This is a genomic window from Parapedobacter luteus, assembly GCF_900168055.1.
In the GTDB taxonomy this organism is placed as follows: Bacteria; Bacteroidota; Bacteroidia; order Sphingobacteriales; family Sphingobacteriaceae; genus Parapedobacter; species Parapedobacter luteus.
This window is the reverse complement of record NZ_FUYS01000010.1, coordinates 153,948-174,389: the sequence shown is the minus strand read 5'-3', so window position 1 is coordinate 174,389 and position 20,442 is coordinate 153,948. Positions and strand designations below refer to the sequence as shown.

23 protein-coding genes are annotated in these 20,442 nt (G+C 47.8%); 9 read left to right on the top strand and 14 right to left on the bottom strand.

Going from position 1 to position 20,442, the window contains the following annotated elements; genetic code table 11:
• The coding region (locus B5X72_RS17060) for a UDP-glucuronic acid decarboxylase family protein (RefSeq protein ID WP_079718130.1) at positions 1–884 on the bottom strand (884 nt) is incomplete at its 3' end.
• Between the two features lie 125 nt (positions 885–1,009).
• On the opposite strand from B5X72_RS17060, the gene B5X72_RS17055 reads away from it, so the two are divergent.
• Positions 1,010–2,212: a 3-deoxy-D-manno-octulosonic acid transferase gene (locus B5X72_RS17055; protein WP_317043123.1), complete on the top strand. Its 1,203-nt coding sequence runs from the start codon at positions 1,010–1,012 to the stop codon at positions 2,210–2,212.
• A gap of 3 nt (positions 2,213–2,215) precedes the next feature.
• On the opposite strand, the gene hemW is transcribed toward B5X72_RS17055, so the two are convergent.
• The gene (gene hemW / locus B5X72_RS17050; protein ID WP_079718128.1) at positions 2,216–3,349 is read right to left on the bottom strand and encodes a radical SAM family heme chaperone HemW; all 1,134 of its coding nucleotides are present in this window, start codon (positions 3,347–3,349) and stop codon (positions 2,216–2,218) included.
• Positions 3,350–3,378: 29 nt separating this feature from the next.
• Between hemW and B5X72_RS17045 the strand changes: the two genes are divergently transcribed.
• On the top strand, positions 3,379–3,801 hold the full coding sequence (locus tag B5X72_RS17045; protein WP_079718127.1) for a secondary thiamine-phosphate synthase enzyme YjbQ: 423 nt from the start codon (positions 3,379–3,381) through the stop codon (positions 3,799–3,801).
• Between the two features lie 65 nt (positions 3,802–3,866).
• Here B5X72_RS17045 and B5X72_RS17040 read toward each other — a convergent pair whose 3' ends face one another.
• The 9 genes from B5X72_RS17040 to mutY all read right to left on the bottom strand — a co-directional run bounded on the left by B5X72_RS17040 (position 3,867) and on the right by mutY (position 10,975).
• The gene (locus B5X72_RS17040) at positions 3,867–4,556 is read right to left on the bottom strand and encodes a YiaD family glycine zipper/OmpA-like lipoprotein (RefSeq protein ID WP_317043122.1); all 690 of its coding nucleotides are present in this window, start codon (positions 4,554–4,556) and stop codon (positions 3,867–3,869) included.
• Positions 4,557–4,666: 110 nt separating this feature from the next.
• Complete coding sequence (locus B5X72_RS17035; RefSeq protein ID WP_079718125.1) at positions 4,667–5,428, bottom strand: carboxypeptidase-like regulatory domain-containing protein; 762 nt, start codon at positions 5,426–5,428, stop codon at positions 4,667–4,669.
• Between the two features lie 58 nt (positions 5,429–5,486).
• Positions 5,487–5,885, bottom strand: coding sequence for a hypothetical protein (locus B5X72_RS17030; protein ID WP_079718124.1), 399 nt, complete (start codon positions 5,883–5,885; stop codon positions 5,487–5,489).
• Between the two features lie 4 nt (positions 5,886–5,889).
• A complete protein-coding gene (gene rlmD, locus B5X72_RS17025) occupies positions 5,890–7,302 on the bottom strand; it encodes a 23S rRNA (uracil(1939)-C(5))-methyltransferase RlmD (protein ID WP_079718123.1) in 1,413 nt (470 codons plus the stop codon).
• Between the two features lie 35 nt (positions 7,303–7,337).
• Entirely contained in the window at positions 7,338–7,913 is a 576-nt protein-coding gene (locus tag B5X72_RS17020; RefSeq protein WP_079718122.1) for a TetR/AcrR family transcriptional regulator, read from the bottom strand.
• Positions 7,913–8,326, bottom strand: a complete 414-nt coding sequence (locus B5X72_RS17015; RefSeq protein ID WP_079718121.1) for a hypothetical protein — start codon at positions 8,324–8,326, stop codon at positions 7,913–7,915. Before B5X72_RS17015 ends, B5X72_RS17020 begins: the two co-directional genes overlap by 1 nt.
• Complete coding sequence (pheS, locus tag B5X72_RS17010; protein WP_079718120.1) at positions 8,327–9,367, bottom strand: phenylalanine--tRNA ligase subunit alpha; 1,041 nt, start codon at positions 9,365–9,367, stop codon at positions 8,327–8,329. It lies immediately after the preceding gene.
• Positions 9,368–9,448: 81 nt separating this feature from the next.
• Positions 9,449–9,898, bottom strand: coding sequence for a single-stranded DNA-binding protein (locus tag B5X72_RS17005; protein WP_079718119.1), 450 nt, complete (start codon positions 9,896–9,898; stop codon positions 9,449–9,451).
• A 24-nt stretch (positions 9,899–9,922) separates the two neighbouring features.
• A complete protein-coding gene (gene mutY / locus B5X72_RS17000; protein WP_079718118.1) occupies positions 9,923–10,975 on the bottom strand; it encodes an A/G-specific adenine glycosylase in 1,053 nt (350 codons plus the stop codon).
• A 139-nt stretch (positions 10,976–11,114) separates the two neighbouring features.
• On the opposite strand from mutY, the gene miaB reads away from it, so the two are divergent.
• The 7 genes from miaB (at position 11,115) to groL (ending at position 18,122) form a co-directional block, all read left to right on the top strand.
• Positions 11,115–12,518, top strand: coding sequence for a tRNA (N6-isopentenyl adenosine(37)-C2)-methylthiotransferase MiaB (gene miaB, locus B5X72_RS16995; protein ID WP_079718117.1), 1,404 nt, complete (start codon positions 11,115–11,117; stop codon positions 12,516–12,518).
• Positions 12,519–12,529: 11 nt separating this feature from the next.
• The gene (locus tag B5X72_RS16990) at positions 12,530–13,780 is read left to right on the top strand and encodes a sigma 54-interacting transcriptional regulator (protein ID WP_079718116.1); all 1,251 of its coding nucleotides are present in this window, start codon (positions 12,530–12,532) and stop codon (positions 13,778–13,780) included.
• Between the two features lie 5 nt (positions 13,781–13,785).
• A complete protein-coding gene (locus B5X72_RS16985; protein ID WP_079718115.1) occupies positions 13,786–14,322 on the top strand; it encodes an LptE family protein in 537 nt (178 codons plus the stop codon).
• A 59-nt stretch (positions 14,323–14,381) separates the two neighbouring features.
• Positions 14,382–15,434: a hypothetical protein gene (locus B5X72_RS16980; protein WP_139378751.1), complete on the top strand. Its 1,053-nt coding sequence runs from the start codon at positions 14,382–14,384 to the stop codon at positions 15,432–15,434.
• A 13-nt stretch (positions 15,435–15,447) separates the two neighbouring features.
• Positions 15,448–15,786 carry a preprotein translocase subunit SecG gene (secG, locus tag B5X72_RS16975; protein WP_079718113.1) on the top strand — a complete coding sequence of 113 codons (339 nt, stop codon included), beginning with the start codon at positions 15,448–15,450 and terminating at the stop codon, positions 15,784–15,786.
• A gap of 283 nt (positions 15,787–16,069) precedes the next feature.
• Positions 16,070–16,345, top strand: a complete 276-nt coding sequence (gene groES / locus B5X72_RS16970; protein ID WP_079718112.1) for a co-chaperone GroES — start codon at positions 16,070–16,072, stop codon at positions 16,343–16,345.
• Between the two features lie 139 nt (positions 16,346–16,484).
• Positions 16,485–18,122 carry a chaperonin GroEL gene (gene groL, locus B5X72_RS16965; RefSeq protein ID WP_079718111.1) on the top strand — a complete coding sequence of 546 codons (1,638 nt, stop codon included), beginning with the start codon at positions 16,485–16,487 and terminating at the stop codon, positions 18,120–18,122.
• A gap of 96 nt (positions 18,123–18,218) precedes the next feature.
• Here the strand turns inward: groL and B5X72_RS16960 are convergent, their stop codons facing one another.
• Genes B5X72_RS16960 through B5X72_RS16950 form a run of 3 tightly spaced genes read right to left on the bottom strand, consistent with a single transcriptional unit; the run spans position 18,219 to position 20,322 of the window.
• A complete protein-coding gene (locus B5X72_RS16960) occupies positions 18,219–18,545 on the bottom strand; it encodes a nucleotide pyrophosphohydrolase (protein ID WP_079718110.1) in 327 nt (108 codons plus the stop codon).
• A gap of 52 nt (positions 18,546–18,597) precedes the next feature.
• Positions 18,598–19,056, bottom strand: a complete 459-nt coding sequence (gene dtd, locus B5X72_RS16955; RefSeq protein WP_079718109.1) for a D-aminoacyl-tRNA deacylase — start codon at positions 19,054–19,056, stop codon at positions 18,598–18,600.
• Between the two features lie 30 nt (positions 19,057–19,086).
• Positions 19,087–20,322 (bottom strand): PQQ-dependent sugar dehydrogenase, encoded by a 1,236-nt coding sequence (locus B5X72_RS16950; protein ID WP_079718142.1) that lies wholly within the window; start codon positions 20,320–20,322, stop codon positions 19,087–19,089.
• Between the last annotated feature and the right edge of the window lie 120 nt (positions 20,323–20,442).

Below are 20,442 nucleotides of genomic sequence, written 5' to 3'. Positions count from 1 at the left end.
ACCTTGGGTTCCCAACCCAGCAGCTCCCTGGCCTTGGTGATATCCGGCCGCCGCTGCTTGGGGTCGTCTACCGGCAGCTCCCTGTACACCAGCTTCTGGGAAGTGCCCGTCAGCTTGATGATTTCCTCGCCGAACTGTTTGATGGTGATTTCATCCGGGTTACCGATGTTTACCGGATAGGGGTAATCACTGTGCAGCAGGCGGTAGATGCCCTCCACCTGGTCGTCCACGTAGCAGAATGAACGGGTCTGTGAGCCGTCACCGAAGACGGTGAGGTCTTCCCCGCGCAGCGCCTGCCCGATGAAGGCCGGCAGTACCCGGCCGTCATTGAGCCGCATCCGCGGTCCGTAGGTGTTGAAGATGCGGACGATGCGGGTCTGTAGCCCATGGAAGGTGTGGTAAGCCATGGTGATGGCTTCCTGGAAGCGCTTGGCCTCGTCATACACGCCGCGCGGCCCCACGGGGTTCACATTGCCCCAGTACTCCTCGGGCTGCGGGCTTACCGAGGGGTCGCCGTATACCTCGGAGGTGGAAGCCACCAGGATGCGGGCGCCCTTGGCCCGGGCCAGCCCCAGCAAGTGGTGGGTGCCCAGTGACCCTACTTTCAGGGTCTGGATGGGAATCTTCAGGTAGTCTATCGGGCTGGCCGGGGATGCGAAATGCAGGATGTAGTCCAAGCTGCCCGGCACATGCACGAACGTAGAGACATCATGGTTGTAAAACTCGAAATTCTCCAGGCCGAACAAATGCTCGATGTTGCGCAGGTCCCCTGTAATCAGGTTGTCCATGCCGATGACGTGGTAGTCCTCCTTGATGAAGCGGTCGCACAGGTGCGAACCCAAAAATCCTGCGGCACCGGTGATGAGTATGCGTTTTCTTGACATAATTGCGCAGTATAACCGATTAAGGAAATGGTTTTGATATATTTGCTGCGAATATAAGGATTTACGTCAAGATGCGGGTGATCTATTTCTTCGGAATTAAAATTTATGGGCTATTAATTTGGATTTTGTCGCCTTTCAACGACAAGGCAAAAAAGTGGGTTCATGGACGGAAAGGATTGCTTGCACAGGTCGCCGAGGAAGCCGATGGGCACAAAGGTTGCGTTTGGTTTCATTTTGCTTCTTTAGGCGAATTTGAACAAGGCCGCCCGGTATTGGAAGCGATAAAAATTCATTGGCCGGATAAGCCAGTCGTTGTCACTTTTTACTCTCCTTCCGGATATGAAATACGGAAAGATACACCTTTGGCAACACACGTATTCTACCTACCCGAAGATACGCCCCGCAATGCTGCGGCCTTTATCCGACTAATCAATCCCGAAATAGCCATATTTACGAAATATGAATATTGGCATTTTTATTTTAGGACATTGGCCGCCAACAAGGTGCCGTTATTCCTTATTTCGACTATTTTCCGGCCTGACCAGGTATTCTTCAAGTGGTATGGAGGGTTCTTTCGTCAAACGCTTGGTTATGTAACCCACTTTTTTACCCAGAACGAGGAAAGCTGTGTATTGCTGAACAGCTTGGGCTTCACCAATGTAGAGCTCGCAGGCGACACCCGCTTCGACCGCGTAATTATGCTCCCCGAAACACGGAATCCTATTCCTGAAATCGAAGCGTTTGCCGATGGCAATCCCGTGCTGGTAGCCGGAAGTACCTGGCCGCAAGACGAACACCTATTAGCGGACCTACACAATAGGTTCCCCTCGTGGAAAATCATCATCGCTCCGCATGAGATCCACGAAGACCACCTCAGCACCATTGAGAAATTATTCCCACAAGCCATCCGGTTTTCAAACAATAGCCAATCAACTAAAGGTTCTCCATCACTCACCACCGGCTCCCCACCACCGGCAAACGTCCTCATCATAGACAGCATCGGCATGCTTTCTTCGTTATATGCCTATGGCTCGATAGCGTATATCGGCGGAGGATTTGGAGCAGGTATACACAATACGTTGGAAGCGGCCACGTATGGGATTCCAGTTATTTTTGGGCCTAAATACCATAAATTTCAGGAAGCCAAAGACTTGGTTGCCAAAGGTGCTGGTTTCAGTGTGGAGGATGCGACCGAATTGGCAACTATTTTTGGCCAAATGACCAGTCGACAAAATCGGGAGCAAGCTGGAAATATCGCACGGCAATACGTATTGGCGCATGCGGGCGCAACCGATCGGATACTTAATTACTTAAAAGAAAGGTGGTAGCCCTTACGAACTTTCAACAAATAGTTCCGCAGCAATGTAATCCGCGAGTAGTTTACCCTTTTTTGTAAGTGTAGCTACCTCTCCAGCCAGCACGACTTCAGCATTCGCTATAAAAGGTTGTAGCCCTGAATAAAGTGCATCCCGGTATTGTTTGTTAAACATTTGCTCCACCCTATCTAAGTGGAGGCCCCATATCGTCCGCAACGCAGTCATCACATATTCATTGAACTTATCCTGTTCGCTTAATTCTTCCCGTTCAAACGGCAACTGGCCCGCCTGTATTGCCCTGATATATTTCATGTTGTTGCTCACATTCCATTGCCGGCTCTGCCCATCGAATGAATGGGCCGATGGGCCGACGCCAAGATAAGGAACCCCCTTCCAATAATTGCTATTGTGACGAGCATAGTTTCCAGGCTTAGCAAAGTTGGATATCTCATAATGGATGTAGCCCGCGATATGGAGTGCATCCATCAAGTATTCAAACTGGGCCGCACTTTGTTTTTCATCCATAGCGGGCTGCCTACCCTTACGGATAAAAGCAGCCAGCGCGGTCTGTGGCTCCACAGTCATGCTATAAGCCGAGATATGCGGCACGCCAAATTCCAGCAATTTGCCGATGTTATACTCCCATTTGCCAGTTGTCAGCAAAGGATAGCCATAAATAAGGTCGGCAGTGACATTGGTGTATCCCACATCCTGCACGCGCCTGATCGCCGCCTGCGCGTCATCAGCAGTATGCGCACGATTCATCCAGCGCAAATCTTCTTCGAAAAAGGATTGGATGCCTATACTAAACCTATTGACAGGTGAATCCTTCAGTGCGTGCAGTTTGTCATTGCTGAGATCATCAGGATTGGCTTCAAGGGTAATCTCAGCATCAAACCGAACAGGGAAGTGAGCCGCAACGCCGTCTATAAGCTGCCGGATATCATCTGCGTCGAGCAACGAAGGTGTCCCGCCACCGAAATAAATGGATTCTACCGGCTGCCCATTTAAATAACGTACCCGCATAGCAATTTCCCGCTGCATGGCCTGTAACATTTCCGTTTTATACTTCAACGAGGTGCTGAAATGAAAGTCACAATAATGGCATGCCCGCTTGCAGAAAGGAATATGAAAATAAATGCCAGCCATACTGCAAAGATATTCTTATCTTTCGAACCATGGAAATCTTCCAACAACAGCTTATATTGCCCGCACGGCCAAGAGGATTCCACCTCATCACAAAGGAGATAGAAGAACGACTATCCCCCATTACCGATTGGAGATCAGGAATATGCCACATTTTCATCAAGCATACATCTGCATCGCTCACCATTAACGAAAATGCGGATCCTACGGTGCGGATGGATTTTGAAACCTATTTCAACAAGGCCGTACCCGAAAACGATCCAGATTATCGCCATGACTACGAGGGAGCCGACGATATGCCCGCCCACATTAAAGCATCGATGATGGGGGTTTCGGTAACCATACCTATTGAAAATGGAAGGCTTGCATTGGGCACCTGGCAGGGAATATACCTTTGTGAACATCGAAATCACGGCGGCAGCAGGAGGTTGATGATTACGGCCTGGGGAATATAAACAGAAAAGCCGCAAACGGCTATCTCCATATTGCGGCTCTATCAGCGATTTTGCTAAATCAGGAATTAGGAATCACCTGCCTCCTTTAGTGCTTCCTCCTTCATTCTGTCGTTTGCTACGATGACTATCTCCACCCGGCGGTTCTGAGCACGCCCGGCTTCCGTATTATTATCTCCTATGGGTTCATGAAAGCTACGCCCTTCCGTCTTAATACGGCGGGCAGCTAACCCCTGCGACACCGCGTAATCCCTTACTGCTTTTGCCCTGCGTTCGGACAATCCTTGATTATAGCTGTCGGTCCCTTTGTTATCGGTATGCCCAATGACCAAGATATCGGTATTGGGTTCCTGATTGAGCGAAGCAACCAGCTTACCGATATTTTCGCGGGCAGCAGGTTTGACCTCTGTTTTATCAAAGTCAAATAATATGCCTGAATCAAACTTTACAATAATGCCTTCGTCAGCCTTGATAACTTCCGCACCGGGCACCGTCCGTTCGATCTCCGCAGCTTGCCTATCCATCTTTTTGCCAATCAATCCACCAGCCACACCGCCGATAGCTGCTCCGGCGAGCACGCCAACCGCTGTATTGCCCGCCTTATTGCCGATGATAGCGCCTAATGCCCCACCGGCCACTGCTCCCGTGGCTGCACCTTTCTGGGTATTGCTCATTGACTGGATAGTACTGCAACTTCCAAGCAGCATTGCTGATGTAGCGATTGAAAGTCCCATCAAGGCTATTTTTCTATTCATCATTACCATAACAATTGTCTTTTTTTTATTGTACGGGATAAACACAAACCAAATGCCAAACTGTGCTAACCTTAAAGAGATGCGTCCAATTCACACTAAAAGAGACTTATGCACTATTTGACGGGGTTGGCCTCCAGTTTAGGCAGCTTTGGGGCAGCCGGGCGACCATCTCGGTCGAACTGTTTAAACGAATCAACGATGTAAGCGGTGATATCGTACTCACCCCAATACTGTGCCTTTTCGAAAGATGGGCGGTACCAAATCATGAAGTTAGTGAGATCGTCACCATCAAGACCGGTCAACTCCCGAATTTTGCTCCTGCTGAACTTTCTGTCTACCTCGGTCTCCTCAAGTTCTTTTTCCATGTAATTACCAAAGCGCCGTGCATTCCGCGGTGTACGCCCCAATAGCTCATAAAGCGAAGTGATCGGATTGAATATATAGGCCAATGCCGGCGGCTTACCATCGTAATATACTCCTTGCTTCCTATAACTACGCATAGCATCACGAAGTTCGGCCTCCTTACTCATCCGGTTTACATCCACCTGCTCCAGCATGATACTCCCCGGCCGCATATCAATCAAGATATCGCTCAATGTTTTCACCTCAGTGGTCATCGACTGGTAACCCATGCTGTTTGCGATAAGCGTGTCACCAACCGACGCGTTTATCTCGAAGGTACCCAAACTACTGGAGGCCGTTGATTGACCGGTACGTTGATTCACAATGGTCACGTTCCCTATTCGCTTACTCGTGCCCGCCTCGACCACAATGCCCCGGATTATACCCGACTCTTGAGCGTAAAGCCAAAACGGCAACAGCCAGACGGAAGCAATCAGCGCTATTTTAGTACGGCGACTCATAGTTATTTCCATTTGACTGCTTTTTTTCCTAAACGTTTAACGGCTTTATTTTCTTATCCGAGCGGGCAAATCATACGTTATACGGATAGAACACAAAATTGGCTCCTTCGGGAACGATAACAAACACACACATAAAATCCTCCGGCTTTTTGTACTGTTTGATGAAATGAGTTTTCCGTTCTTCCTTGATAATTCCACGGGACACGAATTCCTCCACAGTGGAAGCGTGGATAGACCATGCGGTACCCAATTCGTTCTTATCCAATATCAATTCACCCAGATTGACCTCGTGCTGATGAGCAATAAAAATCGGGTAAGCGGACAACCCTTCCGCCATAATCTCCACCGCAATTTCTTTAATGGACTCCCTATAAAAATCCAAATCCGCCTTAAGGCTTTTTAACGGGCTTTCTTTCTTCGGCTGCCCATCATCACCCGCTTGAGCACCAAGCAAATCTTGTAATTCCATAACCTTATCCTTTGAGTGTAAGCAAAGCTACATTTTCGACGTGTTGCGTATGCGGAAACATGTCCACCGGGCGAATCCGGCTTACCTCATATTTCTCACGAAGTAACGCCAGGTCCCGGGCTTGCGTAGCAGCATTACAACTGACATACACAATCTTAGCTGCCTCAATGGCTAAAAGCCGCATCACCACATCGGGATGCATTCCAGCCCTCGGAGGGTCAGTGATAACGACATCCGGCTTGCCCTGTGTTTCAACAAATTGGTCGGTTAATACATCTTTCATGTCCCCCGCATAAAACCGAGTGTTTTGAATGCCATTAATCGCGGAATTGATCTTTGCATCTTCAATTGCGGAGGGTACATATTCCACGCCAACGACCTCATGTACGTGCCGGGCAACGAAATTGGCAATGGTGCCTGCTCCCGTATACAAGTCGTACACCCGTTCATTGCCCTCAAAACCGGCAAAATCACGGGTTATTTTATAGAGTTCATAAGCCTGTGCGGAATTGGTCTGGTAAAATGATTTTGCGCCGATTTTGAACCGCAGCCCTTCCATCTCTTCGAAAATGTGGTCACGACCGGCATAGACATGGATCTCTTGATCAAAGATCGTATCGTTTTTCTTCTGATTAATGATATAAAGCAAGGAAGTAACCGCCGGAAATTCCAGTCGGAGGAACGCCATGGTTTGTTCGATAACATCCCGATCAGCGTAGGCAAACACAACAATAACCATCAGCTCGCCGGTAGACGCCGTACGGATAATCAAGTTGCGCAGCGCCCCTTCATGCTGCCGGAGGTCGTAAAAGGATATCCCCCGCGCCAAAGCAAACGCCCTCAATTTATTGCGGATATCATTTGACGGCGGTTGCTGCAAATAGCAATGCTCAATATCAAGAATCTTATCGAAACGGGATGGCACGTGAAAGCCTAACGCGTTCATCTCCAGGCTTGCCTGTTCGTCGTCGACGTGGGTAAGCCATCGCTTATTTGAAAAGGTATATTCCAGCTTATTGCGGTAATATTGAGATTGTGGAGCCGGCAATATGGTCTCCATCATTGAAGTGTCTACACCCCCCAAACGTGAAAGCGCATTGGCCACGCTCTGCTGTTTGTAGGTCAATTGCGCGCCATAATCCATATGTTGCCATTTGCACCCCCCACATGTGCCGAAATGCTGGCAAAAAGGCGTCACGCGATAAGGCGACGCGTCTTTGAGTTGTGTGACCTTCGCTTCAGCAAAATTCTTTTTCTTGCGAACCAGCGTTACATCTACCACATCGCCGGGTATGGCTTTGTCTACAAAGACGACAAGTTCGCCTACGCGACCGACCCCCTTGCCTTCCTCGGCAATGTCTATAATTGAAATATCCGATAGCTGCCGTTCTTCAGGCAGCATCCTTCTTTTACTCATAAGGATGCAAAGGTACGGCGTTTTTTTACCACAACCTAATCTACCGTGGCTTTGACTAAATACGGCAAGATTTCCTTTTGGAAGGAGACAAAATTCTTCCGCACGTCGGCCTCACTAACCGATGTAAAAGCAAATGAAAACACAATGTTCTTGCTGGCCTTGATAAGAAAGGTAAGTTTATCCGGCGCCACTGCTTTACCGATTTCCGTATTGCCGATAAACGAGCTGACGAGCAAAAACTCCAAATCGTCTGACAAAGTACGGAGATACTCCTGTGTATTGGCGGATTCACGGATGAAATCCCAACCTAAAAACTCGTTGCAGATGGTGTAGGTGAGTCGGCTTACACGCAAAATGGTATTGCTCAAATACGTTTCAAGATCGGCCTGCTTGCTGTATTTACCCAATAAATCGTCTACGCTCTCACGGATGTAATCCATTAGGATAGCATGTAAAACCAGCTCCTTACTGTCAAAGTATTTATAAATGGTAGCTTTGGCGATTTTTGCTTTCCGGGCGATTTCATTGACGCTGGTTTTTTTATAGCCATAGCGCCGGAATAATTCTCGGGCTGCCTTTTTGATCGATTCTTTTACTTTGTCGGCTTCCATCAATTTGATATGATTATGGTTTCGCCATTCCGTTGTGCCCGATAGGGTTTAAGCGGGCACTCCGCAAGTTCAGCAGGCGATCCATTTATTAATAAATAGCGTGCACCGGAGCACGGATCCCTGGCAACAAGCCCCCCTTCTTCTACTTCCACAGCACACCGTCTTCCAGCATCCACCGTGCTGCAACGATCATAGGCGACATATCCTTGCCCGGTATTCACGACAATCAGCCCAGCTACACCGCCCCGCTGGGTTACGGCATACCCTCCTGGCGTATAAAGTTGAGAATACTGGACCATCGAAACCTGTTCCATGACCGGCACATCCTGAACCACATTGCACCCCCCCTTCTTGCAGGCCACTTGCAGTACTACGGCCGTTAAAAGCGCAATATACCCAGCCGCTTTAATCATCTATATAAGTTCTGTTTCAAATTGGCTTAAGAAGCGTACATCATTTTCAGAGAATAGCCTCAGATCCCGGATCTCATATTTGAGGTTGGTAATGCGCTCGATACCCATACCGAAGGCAAAGCCGCTATATATCGCGCTATCGATGCCACAGTTTTCGAGTACATTTGGGTCAACCATCCCGCAGCCGAGAATTTCCACCCAACCTGTTCCCTTACACATCGCGCAACCCTTTCCTTTGCAGATGGTACAACTGATGTCCATCTCTGCCGAAGGTTCCGTAAAGGGAAAATAAGATGGGCGGAAGCGTACCTTGGTATCTTCACCAAACAATTCTTGCACAAAGTAGTATAATGTCTGCTTGAGATCAGCAAAGGACACGTCTTTATCAACGTACAATCCTTCAACCTGATGGAAAAAACAATGAGCGCGAGCGGATATCGCCTCATTGCGGTATACTCGCCCAGGCATGATGGCCCGGAATGGCGGCTCGCCGTTTTCCATCATCCTCACCTGCACAGAAGACGTATGGGTACGCAGCGCGATGTCATTGCCCTGCTGTTTCTTAATAAAGAATGTGTCCTGCATATCTCGCGCGGGATGTTCAGGCGGAAAATTAAGCGCAGTGAAGTTGTGCCAATCGTCTTCAATCTCCGGTCCTTCTGCAACGATAAACCCTAGTTTCTTGAATATCTCGACAATCTCCTTCCGAACCAGAGATAAGGGATGGCGCGAGCCAAACACAAAACCCTCGCCCGGTAAGGTAAGATCCGCTTCTGCCTTCTTTTTGGAAGTTTGCTTATTCGAAGCGAACTGCTCATGCAGATGCTGATATTTTTGTTCGGCCGCTTGTTTAAATTCATTAAGGACTTTCCCGAGGGAACGTTTCTGATCGGGGGATACTGACTTAAACTCTTCGAATAGAGTACGCACTACACCTTTAGCCACTAAAAATTTAAGCCGGAATGCTTCTACATCGTTATAAGATTGGGGTACAAACCGTTCAATCTCTTCGGAATACTGCTGTATTTTCTCTTGCAACATGACGCCAAAGATATGAAAATTCTCTTAAGCTTTTGGCTATCGCAATCAGCAGTGATATCCGCCTAATACCCCTGCAATAGGTCAAAACAAGGCATCTTCTTCGCCTTCGTTTTCCTTAAAATCCACGACAGTGCTATCACCCGCTACTTTTTTTGCAGGCTGCTGCCCTGTATTGCCCTGACCGCCCGAAGGTTCGAAGTCGCTTTTACGGCCCAGTAGGGTAAAGTTTTCAGCTACCACTTCAGTAGTATAGCGCCTAATTCCCTCCTTATCTTCATAGGTGCGTGTTCTCAGCTTACCCTCTACATACACCAGTTTACCCTTAAATAAGTATTTCGCCGCTACTTCTGCTAATCCTCGCCACATGACAATATTATGCCATTCGGTCTGTTCAACCTTCCGTCCATCCTTATTAAACATTTCCGAAGTGGCCAAAGGAAAACTTGCAACCGTAACATTTCCCTCCAGATGACGAATTTCCGGATCTTTACCTAAGTGACCTACTAAAATAACTTTATTGATGCCTGACATAATAATTTAGGTATAATTGGTACGCTATTCAACCATATAATCCTTTAAAAACGAATAAATCAGCTTCGGTTTAGCTAATGTACCTAAATCTTTCGTAAAAACATAATTCCATTTCATTTTTTTGCTAACATACCCTTCATTTGCGTCGACAGCGATAAATTGGGCGAACAAATTCTGGTGACTTAGCACGTGTTTGACCGGACCCGCCACTAAACGCAAATCTGCTTGTTCCCCGAAACATTCAACCACTTCCTGCAGACCGGCCAATTCGTGTATCCCCATAAGGCAGGGCGTCTCTATCATCGGCAACTCATAAAGATTCTCCCAAATATCTCCTTTTCCTCGTTTATTCATCAACAATCGGCCCTCAGCTGCAACCACAAAATAGTTAAAATAGCGGTTGCGGCTGGCTTTTCCTTTTAATTTTACAGGCAACTGGCTTATCCGTTCTTCAGAAAATGCGCGGCAGTCCAAGCGAAGTACACAATTGGCGCAATCCGGATTCTTAGGTTTGCATTGCATAGCACCGAACTCCATCACCGCTTGGTTGTAAAGGCCGGGGTGCGTCCTATCAAGCAGGTCATCAGCCAACTTCAGAAAAAGCTTTTTCCCTTTCGATGAGTTGATAGGTTCGTCAATCCCAAAATAACGAGCTAATACCCGGAATACATTACCATCAACCACGGCACGGGCTTCATTAGCCGCAAAAGACGCGATAGCGGCTGCGGTATACTCGCCAATGCCCTGCAACCGAATAAGATCATCATATCTCGTCGGGAAGACACCTCCATATGCTGAAACAACCGCCTGAGCGGCCTTATGCATATTACGCGCCCTCGAATAATAGCCCAGACCCTGCCAATGGAGCAATATTTCGTCCTCAGGGGCGTTAGCGAATGCGATAACATCGGGGTAATGCGACAGAAAACGGAGAAAATAGGGAAGCCCTTGTTCAACCCGGGTTTGCTGCAAGATAACTTCGGAAAGCCAGATAACATAGGGGTCACGGGTGTGACGCCATGGAAGGTCCCGTTTGTATTGCTGATACCAGCCAATGATTTCGCTTGAAAACGCCATGCTGCAAAATTCCTAATTTTTTCTTACACCCACCACCCGTGGTTCCGCCATTGTTTTGTTATCGATCGCTTCTTGCAATCTGCCAAACTGTCATTCATTAAAATTTTATTATTACCTTTGTAGGCTTAATTAACTAGCGATGTTTGAGACACCGACAAGTACGAAACAACACGACGAATCACGGCAAGGGGAGGCGCTGATCTTAGAAAAAGATCCGCAGAAAAGCAGCGGCCGTAAGTTATACATTGAAAGCTATGGCTGCCAAATGAACTTTTCCGACAGTGAAATCGTTGCTTCCATATTGCTCGACAAGGGATTTGAAACCACGCGTGACTACAAAGAAGCGGATGTGGTGTTCATCAACACCTGCTCCATCCGTGAAAATGCGGAGCAGCGTGTGCGCAATAGGCTCAAAGAATTTGAATCTGCGAAAGCCAAGAACCCAGGTATGGTTGTAGGTGTGCTGGGGTGTATGGCCGAACGCCTGAAATCCAAATTCCTGGAAGAAGAAAAGCTGGTGGATGTGGTTGTGGGGCCTGATGCTTACCGAGATCTCCCCAACCTGATTGAAAAAGTAGATGAGGGCTCCCGTGCCGTGAATGTTCTGCTGTCGCGCGAGGAAACATATGCAGACATCAGCCCCGTACGCCTCAACACAAACGGGGTTACTGCGTTTATCTCCATTATGCGCGGCTGCGATAATATGTGCTCGTTTTGCGTGGTGCCTTTCACACGCGGCCGCGAACGGAGCCGAGACCCGCAATCCATTGTCAAAGAAGCCCGTGACCTCTTTGATGCCGGATATCGGGAAGTAACCCTTTTGGGGCAAAATGTAGACTCTTACAAGTATGAAAATATAAACTTCGCCAACCTGCTCCAAATGGTGGCCTTGGTAGATCCGCTATTACGTGTTCGTTTCTCCACATCGCATCCCAAAGACATCACCGACGAGGTATTGTACACCATGGCGAAGCATGAAAACATCTGCAAATACATCCATCTGCCCGTACAATCCGGCAACTCCCGGATATTGAAACTGATGAACCGCACGTATGACCGAGAATGGTACATGGAACGAGTAGACGCCATTCGCCGGATTATTCCGGATTGCGGGATATCAACCGACGTCATCACCGGCTTTTGCAGTGAAACCGAGGAGGAACATCGAGATACGCTCTCCATGATGGATTACGTAAAATATGACTTTGCCTATATGTTCGCATATTCCGAACGCCCGGGCACCTTGGCAGCTAAACGATATGCCGACGACATTCCCGAGGAAGTGAAGAAGCGGCGTCTAACTGAAGTAGTCGACCGCCAACGCGAGCATAGTCTGGAACGGCTGAAAACATACGTAGGCAAAGTACACAAAGTGCTTATCGAAGGCACATCCAAACGTTCGGACAAAGATTATTGCGGACGCAATGATCAGAATACCATGGTCGTTTTTCCTATAGACGAACGTTATAAAAAAGGCGATTATGTAGACGTCCATGTCGAGTCATGTACTTCGGCAACGTTGATTGGTAGGATTATCGGTTAGCGAAATACTATATGGATATTCAGGACATCAAAAATAGATTCGGGATTATAGGTAATTCTCCCCTGCTGAATCGGGCTATCGATATTGCCCGGCAGGTGGCTCCTACCGATATCTCTGTATTAATCACCGGTGAGAGCGGCAGCGGTAAAGAAGTGTTTTCACACATTATCCACCAACTCAGCGCACGCAAACATGGCCCTTTCATTGCGGTCAACTGCGGAGCCATTCCGGAAGGCACCATAGATTCGGAACTTTTTGGCCATGAAAAAGGCTCGTTCACCGGTGCACATGAGGCCCGAAAAGGTTATTTCGAGGTGGTAAACGGCGGCACCATCTTTTTGGACGAAGTAGGTGAATTACCGCTGGGCACGCAAGCCCGGCTGCTTCGCGTCTTGGAAACGGGCGAGTATATCCGCGTTGGCTCTTCAAAGGTACAAAAGACTAACGTGCGTGTGGTAGCAGCTACGAATGTGGATATTTATGATGCTGTCCAAAAAGGCAAATTCAGAGAAGATCTTTATTACCGGCTCAACACCGTTCCGCTTCGTATACCTGCATTGCGGGACCGAAAGGAAGACATCCATCTGCTCTTTCGGAAGTTCGTAGCAGACTTCACCGACAAATACCGTAGCCCCAATGTACAGCTGACCGAAGATGCCCAACAGTTGCTGGGCAACTACCCTTGGCCGGGCAATGTAAGACAGCTGAAAAACATAGCCGAACAAATCGCCGTACTGGAAAAGGAGCGGCTGATTGACGCACAGATACTTCAGCAATATCTGCCAACGGATAACCGGAATACCTTACCGGTACATGTAGCAGCCGGAGGAAAGGACGATTTCTCTGAACGCGATTTGCTTTACAAGGTGCTGTTCGACATGAAAAAAGATATGGTAGAACTCAAAAAGCTAGTCGTCGAAATCATCCAAAATGGAATCAATTCCAGAATAGTTGAAGACAATTCTCCCTATATCAACAAACTATACCGGGAGGTGGACAGCGCTGCTCCCGAACAATTGGGGACGCCTTCTACGCTGACTATTCATCATCCGCAAGCGGGAGGGCAAAGCGAAGACTTTCATTTTCACACCCAAGAGGCCGAAGAAGTAGAAGAGGAATCGCTTTCATTGGTAGAGAAAGAGTCTGATTTGATCAAAAAAGCACTCAAAAAACACAAAGGCAAACGCAAATCCGCCGCACAAGAATTGGGAATATCCGAACGTACCTTATACAGGAAGATAAAGGATCTAAATTTGAATTGAGTAGCATGAGAGCACCAAATACCACAGGAGCAAAACTACGTCACCGCGCATTATTCTTGTTTGCTGCTACACTCATTCAAGCATGCGGCGTCAAATACGGTTTTACCGGCGGATCTATCCCCGAGGGAACAAAAACATACACCGTAGAGTTTTTTGAAAATACAGCGCCGATAGTCAACCCCACGCTCAGTCTGTCATTCACCGAGGCACTCAAAGAACGGATACGAAACCAATCCAGCCTCAGCCAAGTAGACAACGACGGCGACGCGATTTTCGAAGGGCGGATTACCGGCTACAGCATTGCACCGGCCGCAGTGGAAGCGGGCACCGATCGCGCTGCCCTCAATAGGCTTTCGATAACAGTCAATGTAAAATACACCAATAATAAAAAGCCCGAAGATAATTTTGAGCAGGCATTCACCCGATTTAAAGATTTTTCCTCAGCGGGTGGTTCTATCCCTGCTCAGGAAGAGGCATTAATACGTGATATAAACCAGATGCTTACTGAAGACATTTTCAACCGGGCATTTGCTAATTGGTAACCAAGTCAAACACCGGCTCAACAATTAAACGTTGGCAATCTTTATATAAAGAACAGGTAGTGGAGCACATAGAAGATTATAAAGAATTATACAACAAAGCATTATCCGATCCATTGGGTGTTGATGATGAAACGCTGTCAAAACTCATTGACCGGTATCCGTATTCGCAGCCGTTGAGACACATTCAGGCACGAAAAAGCTATCAAGAGCACGGTTCATATACCGAATCTGCTTTATTATTTACCCCATTTGTCCGTTGGTTACATAACGATATCATCTCCGAGGAAAGCGAGAACCATGATACCGGTTTGACAACGGGCGGTGTCGAGTCCGCATCTCCGGATATAGCGGCACCCGAAACAGGCTCCACGGTCATTGAACAAGAAGTGATTGACGCGGCGCAACCAGATCAGGCTCAACCTGCTCTTGGAGAAGAAGTACGTGATGATGCCAAGCTGATTGAACACCCTGCAAGTATCGACTATTTTGTTTTCGAGGAAAAAACCGAACACAAAGCCGAGCTTGAAGAAACCGAAAAGCCCCCCCAAGACGTCGTACCGCTGTCTCAGGCAACCCCGCATGAACGCGTGAGCCTTTATAACGACGAGCACATGCCATATAGTTTCCTTTGGTGGCTCAACAAAACCCGAATGGAGTTTGCACATACTTATCAACCTTATGCACCGCTTAACAACCGGCTCCCCTACCAGAAGCCTGCGTTTAAGCAAGACGATGGGCAAATACTGGATCAACAAATCAAGGAAAACATCTTCCACTTACAATCTCCTGAAGAAAAATTGAGCGCTGAGTATAGGTCTCAAACGGTGTCTTTCCAAATTCCCAAAAAAATAAACCCCATTATTGAGCGATTTATCCGCGAGGAACCCCAAATTAAACCACCTTCTGCGGATAAAATTGATTTGGAAAATAAAGCCCGGAAAAGTGCCGAAGATCAGTTGACACTGGTCTCGGAAACGTTGGCAAAAATATATGTAGAGCAAGGGCTCTATCCAAAGGCCATCGTCATCTATAAAAAATTAAGTTTGAAATATCCCGAAAAAAGTGCTTACTTTGCCGCTCAAATAGCTGAATTAGAGAATAAATTAACGTAACGAAATACAGAACATGCAAACGTTGTTGATCATATTGATTATTTTGGCCTGTATCCTATTGTCTTTTCTTGTGCTTATTCAAAATCCGAAAGGTGGCGGATTGGCTGCTGGATTTGCCGGAGGCACCAACCTGATGGGCGTAAAGCGCACAGGCGATATCCTGGAAAAAGGCACATGGGGTTTGGTTATTGCTATCATGGTGTTTTCACTCATTTTAAACGTTATGGGACCTTCCACGGGCACTAGCGGCGGTGGCTTGACAGACCAAATCACCCCTACGGCTCCAGCAACTTCCCCTGTTCCGCCGGCCGAAATCCCCGGAGCAACACAGGATACCGACACGACACAATAAGAACGGCAACATAACCGTTGCTGACATGACATAAGGCTGAAGGCCTCCGGTAAATCCGTGAGGCTTTTTCTTTTCTTTGGTAAACAACCCAATAATTCGGGCCGCACATTACTGCCAACTACACTGACATCCTGACACCGAGATGACGAAACACTTGCTCATCCACCGGTCATAAAAGTGAAAAAATGGCAAGGCCACGGGGAAGAACGAAGACTTGGCATAGTTGATGAAGTAAGGAGAGAGGAAAATAAAAACACATATTAAAAATTAAATAAAATCAATTATGGCGTTAAGTATTAAACCTATCGGAGACAGAGTGGTGGTGGAAGCTGCCCCTGCAGAGGAGAAGACCGCATCAGGTATCTACATCCCGGATACTGCGAAGGAAAAGCCACAACGAGGAACGGTCGTGGCCGTTGGTGCTGGAAAAACAGACGAACCTTTGACTGTAAAGGTAGGCGATCAAGTGTTGTATGGTAAGTATGCCGGCACCGAAATCACTTACGAAGGGAAAGAGTATTTAATCATGAAGGAATCCGATATCTACGCTATTGTTTAGCTAGTCAATCGGACCTCGATGTAATTTTCTTCGTGGGTATTAATAATTAATGGTAAACTTATAGGTTACGATTGCGAGATAGCGACTGGCTCATGGAGATCTCGGATCGCATGTTTAACATCTCAAATCAATTAAAAAAATGGCAAAACAAGTAAAGTATAATGTGGAAGCGCGTGATGCTCTAAAAAGAGGAGTAGACACGTTGGCAAATGCGGTGAAGGTCACATTAGGCCCACGTGGACGCAATGTGATTATCGAAAAGAAATTCGGCTCACCTTCGATCACTAAGGACGGTGTCACCGTTGCAAAAGAAATCGAATTGAAAGACGCGCTTGAAAACATGGGCGCACAAATGGTGAAAGAGGTAGCCTCAAAAACTGCCGACCAAGCAGGTGACGGTACGACCACCGCTACTGTATTGGCGCAAGCCATAATCGCCCCCGGCTTGAAAAGTGTAGCCGCCGGTGCTAACCCAATGGATTTGAAACGCGGTATCGATAAGGCTGTAGCAGCCGTGGTTGAAAGCTTGCAATCGCAATCGCAAACAGTCGGCGAAGACAATAACAAGATCAAACAAGTAGCCAGCATCTCTGCAAACAATGACGAAGTAATCGGCTCCTTGATTGCTGAAGCAATGGAAAAAGTCGGCAAAGACGGCGTCATCACTGTTGAAGAAGCCAAGGGTACTGAAACTGAGGTGAAAACCGTAGAAGGTATGCAGTTTGATCGCGGCTATCTCTCACCTTACTTCGTAACCAATACAGACAAAATGGAAGCGGAGCTGGAAAATCCTTACATTCTGATTTATGACAAGAAAATCAGCAACATGAAGGAATTGCTTCCCATTTTGGAAAAACAAGTACAAACAGGCAAGCCACTGCTGATTATTGCTGAAGATCTTGACGGCGAAGCCTTAGCTACCTTGGTGGTAAACAAGATTCGCGGCTCGCTGAAAGTAGCAGCAGTAAAAGCTCCCGGCTTCGGCGATCGCCGTAAAGCGATGTTGGAAGACATTGCAATCCTTACCGGAGGCACTGTTATCTCTGAGGAAAGAGGATTCAAATTGGAGAATGCCGACCTCAGTTACTTGGGGCAAGCTGAAAAAGTCGTTGTTGACAAAGACAACACCACTGTCATCAACGGTTCCGGTAATCCTGAGGACATCAAAGGTCGCGTAAACCAAATCAAAGCCCAAATCGAAACTACCACGTCTGATTACGATCGCGAGAAGCTGCAAGAGCGCTTAGCCAAGTTGGCTGGTGGTGTGGCGGTATTGTATGTAGGTGCCGCTACGGAAGTGGAAATGAAAGAAAAGAAAGACCGTGTAGATGATGCATTGCATGCAACCCGCGCTGCCGTAGAAGAAGGCATCGTAGCTGGTGGCGGTGTGGCATTTATCCGTGCCGGCGAGGCATTGAAAGACCTTAAGGGGGCCAATGAAGACGAAAACATCGGTATCGAAATCGTCAAACGGGCCATCGAAGAGCCGTTGCGTCAAATCTGCAACAACTCCGGCATCGAAGGTGCCATTGTTGTGCAGAAGGTCAAAGAAGGCCAAGCAGATTATGGCTACAACGCACGTACGGGTGATTACGAAAACCTCATTGGTGCAGGCGTGATCGATCCGACCAAGGTATCTCGCGTAGCATTGGAAAACGCTGCATCTATCGCTTCTATGCTGTTGACCACCGAAGTGGTTTTGGCAGATGAGCCAGAAGAAGAAAAACCTGGCGCTGGTGCTCCCCCAATGGGTGGAGGCATGGGCGGAATGATGTAACAATTGCCCCGGTGCGCCGGGGACCATCATATACGCAAAAACGGTACATCCTCGAAAGTGATGTACCGTTTTTCTTTAAAGCTCAATTTGGTTTAGTTAACTAAGCTTCTCGTTATTCCGGTGCCGATCCGCGTCCCTGATATTTTTCTTTTCAAGATTTTTAACCAAAGCGTCGGTAAGATCTATATTTGTCTGGTTTGCAAGGCAGATTAGCACAAAAAGCACATCCGCCATTTCATCGGCAAGATCTACCTGCTCATCTGATTTTTTAAAGGACTGCTCACCGTATTTGCGTGCCATAATACGGGCTACCTCCCCTACTTCCTCCATAAGGATAGCCGTATTCGTCAATTCGTTGAAATAACGGATGCCCGTCGTATTAATCCAGTGATCGATTTGTTCCTGCGCCTCTTTAATGGTCATGATAAGTGTGTTATTGATGTGCACAACACGTTTAAGGTGTTGGGCTGTTAACCTAATGATTGTCTTTATCCTTGGTATCCATAACGATGGTAACCGGCCCGTCATTGACAAGCGAAACCTTCATATCGGCACCGAATACCCCCGTCGCGATAGGCTTGCCCAAGCGGACAGATAACTCCGCTACCATGGCCTCGTACAGCGGGATCGCTTTGTCAGGTCTCGCCGCACGGATAAAAGAAGGACGGTTGCCCTTTTTTGTCTGTGCAAACAACGTAAATTGCGATATCAATAAAACATTGCCTCCGATATCCTGAATGGATCTGTTCATCAGTCCGTTTTCATCGCCGAATACGCGCAAGTTTGCGATCTTTTGTGCCAACCAGGCCACGTCGTCACGGTCATCAGCCTCTTCGATTCCCAGCAATACGACAACACCCTGTTTAATCAATCCGGTGACGGCCCCGTTTACCTGGCACGAAGCCTCAGATACCCGTTGGATAACAGCCCTCATCTCCTTCGAGCCTTTTGGCAGCTACAGTGGTTACTTGCCAATCCGGTACAGCCGTCCCGCATCTGTAACAGCATATAGCGCGCCATCTTTACCCTGCTGCACATCACGAAAGCGCTGGGCTTGATCTTCCAGCAGGCGTTCTTCGCCCACCACTTTGTTGTCTTTGATGACCAGTCGAGCAATGTGCACACTGCTTAGTCCGGCAATAAACAAGTTGTTTTCCCATTCAGGAATCGAATTACCGGCAAAGAATGTCATCCCACTGGGCGATAGAACGGGGTCATAATAATATACCGGTTGCTCCATGCCTTCCTGCTGCTGGATGGCATCGCCAACCAGATTTCCGTTATACTCAATACCGTAGGTAATGGTGGGCCAGCCATAATCCTTACCCGGCTGAATGAGGTTGACCTCATCCCCGCCCCTCGGACCGAATTCTGTCTCCCACAGGTCACCGGTCACCGGGTGGAAAGCAAGCCCCTGTACATTGCGATGTCCATACGAATAAATTTCGGGACGGGCATCGCTCCTGCCCTCAAAAGGATTGCCAGGCGCGGGCTTACCGTCGGTTGTGATTCGCAGTATCTTGCCCAATGCAGAGTTCAAATCCTGCGCTTGCGGCCTCGTGACAATGTCCGAGCGTTCGCCCGTGCTCACGAACAGATATCCGTCCTTGTCAAACAAAATACGCCCCCCGTAGTGCAGGTTGCCTTTGTGCGCCGGCGTGGCCTGATAGATCACCTGTGCATTTTCAATGGTCTTTTCGTCGGCACCCAGCTTTCCCTTGGCTACAGCGGTAAGCGTTCCATTCGGCGTATCTTGGGAAAACACCCAATAAACCATACGGTTGCTTTCAAAAGCGGGGTCAATGGTAATGCCCAGTAGGCCGCCCTGCCCTGCATCGTTGACCGCCGGCAGCCCTGTAATCGGTTCACTCAGCTTGCCTTCTTGTGCAGCTATCCGTAATGTACCGCTCTTTTCGGTAATCAGCAATCGACCATCCGGCAGTACAGCAATTCCCCAAGGTCTATTGAGCCCCTCACTCAATACCGTAACGTCGTAAGGCGTATTGGTTTTGACACCAGCTATTCGGGTCTGCCCCTCAAAAGCCGGTTTGTAATCCGTATTAGGAGCTTTGGTTTCCACAGGCGCATAGGTTGAGTCCGCCTGGACATCCTGTTTTTCCTGGGGAGCAGACGAATCGCATGAGGAAACCATCAAGGTGAGTCCCGCAAGCGCGCCTATCGATCTGAATGTATATTGCATAGCGAAAAATTTCGCTAAAGATAACGACATTTTGGCCAAAAAATCAATGCTATGGCTACACACAAAAAAACAAGTGCACCGCTATTTTCACATAGCACACTCATCATTACCACGTTAGGG

What these genes read in the sequence shown, in the direction of transcription:
- groL (WP_079718111.1), top strand. Translation starts at nt 16,485, where the DNA reads ATGGCAAAACAAGTAAAGTATAATGTGGAAGCGCGTGATGCTCTAAAA.
- B5X72_RS17015 (WP_079718121.1), bottom strand. Translation starts at nt 8,326, where the DNA reads ATGATTAAAGCGGCTGGGTATATTGCGCTTTTAACGGCCGTAGTACTG.
- B5X72_RS16985 (WP_079718115.1), top strand. Translation starts at nt 13,786, where the DNA reads ATGAGAGCACCAAATACCACAGGAGCAAAACTACGTCACCGCGCATTA.
- hemW (WP_079718128.1), bottom strand. Translation starts at nt 3,349, where the DNA reads ATGGCTGGCATTTATTTTCATATTCCTTTCTGCAAGCGGGCATGCCAT.
- B5X72_RS17030 (WP_079718124.1), bottom strand. Translation starts at nt 5,885, where the DNA reads ATGGAATTACAAGATTTGCTTGGTGCTCAAGCGGGTGATGATGGGCAG.
- B5X72_RS16990 (WP_079718116.1), top strand. Translation starts at nt 12,530, where the DNA reads ATGGATATTCAGGACATCAAAAATAGATTCGGGATTATAGGTAATTCT.
- B5X72_RS17005 (WP_079718119.1), bottom strand. Translation starts at nt 9,898, where the DNA reads ATGTCAGGCATCAATAAAGTTATTTTAGTAGGTCACTTAGGTAAAGAT.
- secG (WP_079718113.1), top strand. Translation starts at nt 15,448, where the DNA reads ATGCAAACGTTGTTGATCATATTGATTATTTTGGCCTGTATCCTATTG.
- rlmD (WP_079718123.1), bottom strand. Translation starts at nt 7,302, where the DNA reads ATGAGTAAAAGAAGGATGCTGCCTGAAGAACGGCAGCTATCGGATATT.
- mutY (WP_079718118.1), bottom strand. Translation starts at nt 10,975, where the DNA reads ATGGCGTTTTCAAGCGAAATCATTGGCTGGTATCAGCAATACAAACGG.
- miaB (WP_079718117.1), top strand. Translation starts at nt 11,115, where the DNA reads ATGTTTGAGACACCGACAAGTACGAAACAACACGACGAATCACGGCAA.
- groES (WP_079718112.1), top strand. Translation starts at nt 16,070, where the DNA reads ATGGCGTTAAGTATTAAACCTATCGGAGACAGAGTGGTGGTGGAAGCT.
- pheS (WP_079718120.1), bottom strand. Translation starts at nt 9,367, where the DNA reads ATGTTGCAAGAGAAAATACAGCAGTATTCCGAAGAGATTGAACGGTTT.
- B5X72_RS17020 (WP_079718122.1), bottom strand. Translation starts at nt 7,913, where the DNA reads ATGGAAGCCGACAAAGTAAAAGAATCGATCAAAAAGGCAGCCCGAGAA.
- B5X72_RS17035 (WP_079718125.1), bottom strand. Translation starts at nt 5,428, where the DNA reads ATGGAAATAACTATGAGTCGCCGTACTAAAATAGCGCTGATTGCTTCC.
- dtd (WP_079718109.1), bottom strand. Translation starts at nt 19,056, where the DNA reads ATGAGGGCTGTTATCCAACGGGTATCTGAGGCTTCGTGCCAGGTAAAC.
- B5X72_RS17040 (WP_317043122.1), bottom strand. Translation starts at nt 4,556, where the DNA reads ATGATGAATAGAAAAATAGCCTTGATGGGACTTTCAATCGCTACATCA.
- B5X72_RS17045 (WP_079718127.1), top strand. Translation starts at nt 3,379, where the DNA reads ATGGAAATCTTCCAACAACAGCTTATATTGCCCGCACGGCCAAGAGGA.
- B5X72_RS16950 (WP_079718142.1), bottom strand. Translation starts at nt 20,322, where the DNA reads ATGCAATATACATTCAGATCGATAGGCGCGCTTGCGGGACTCACCTTG.
- B5X72_RS16960 (WP_079718110.1), bottom strand. Translation starts at nt 18,545, where the DNA reads ATGACCATTAAAGAGGCGCAGGAACAAATCGATCACTGGATTAATACG.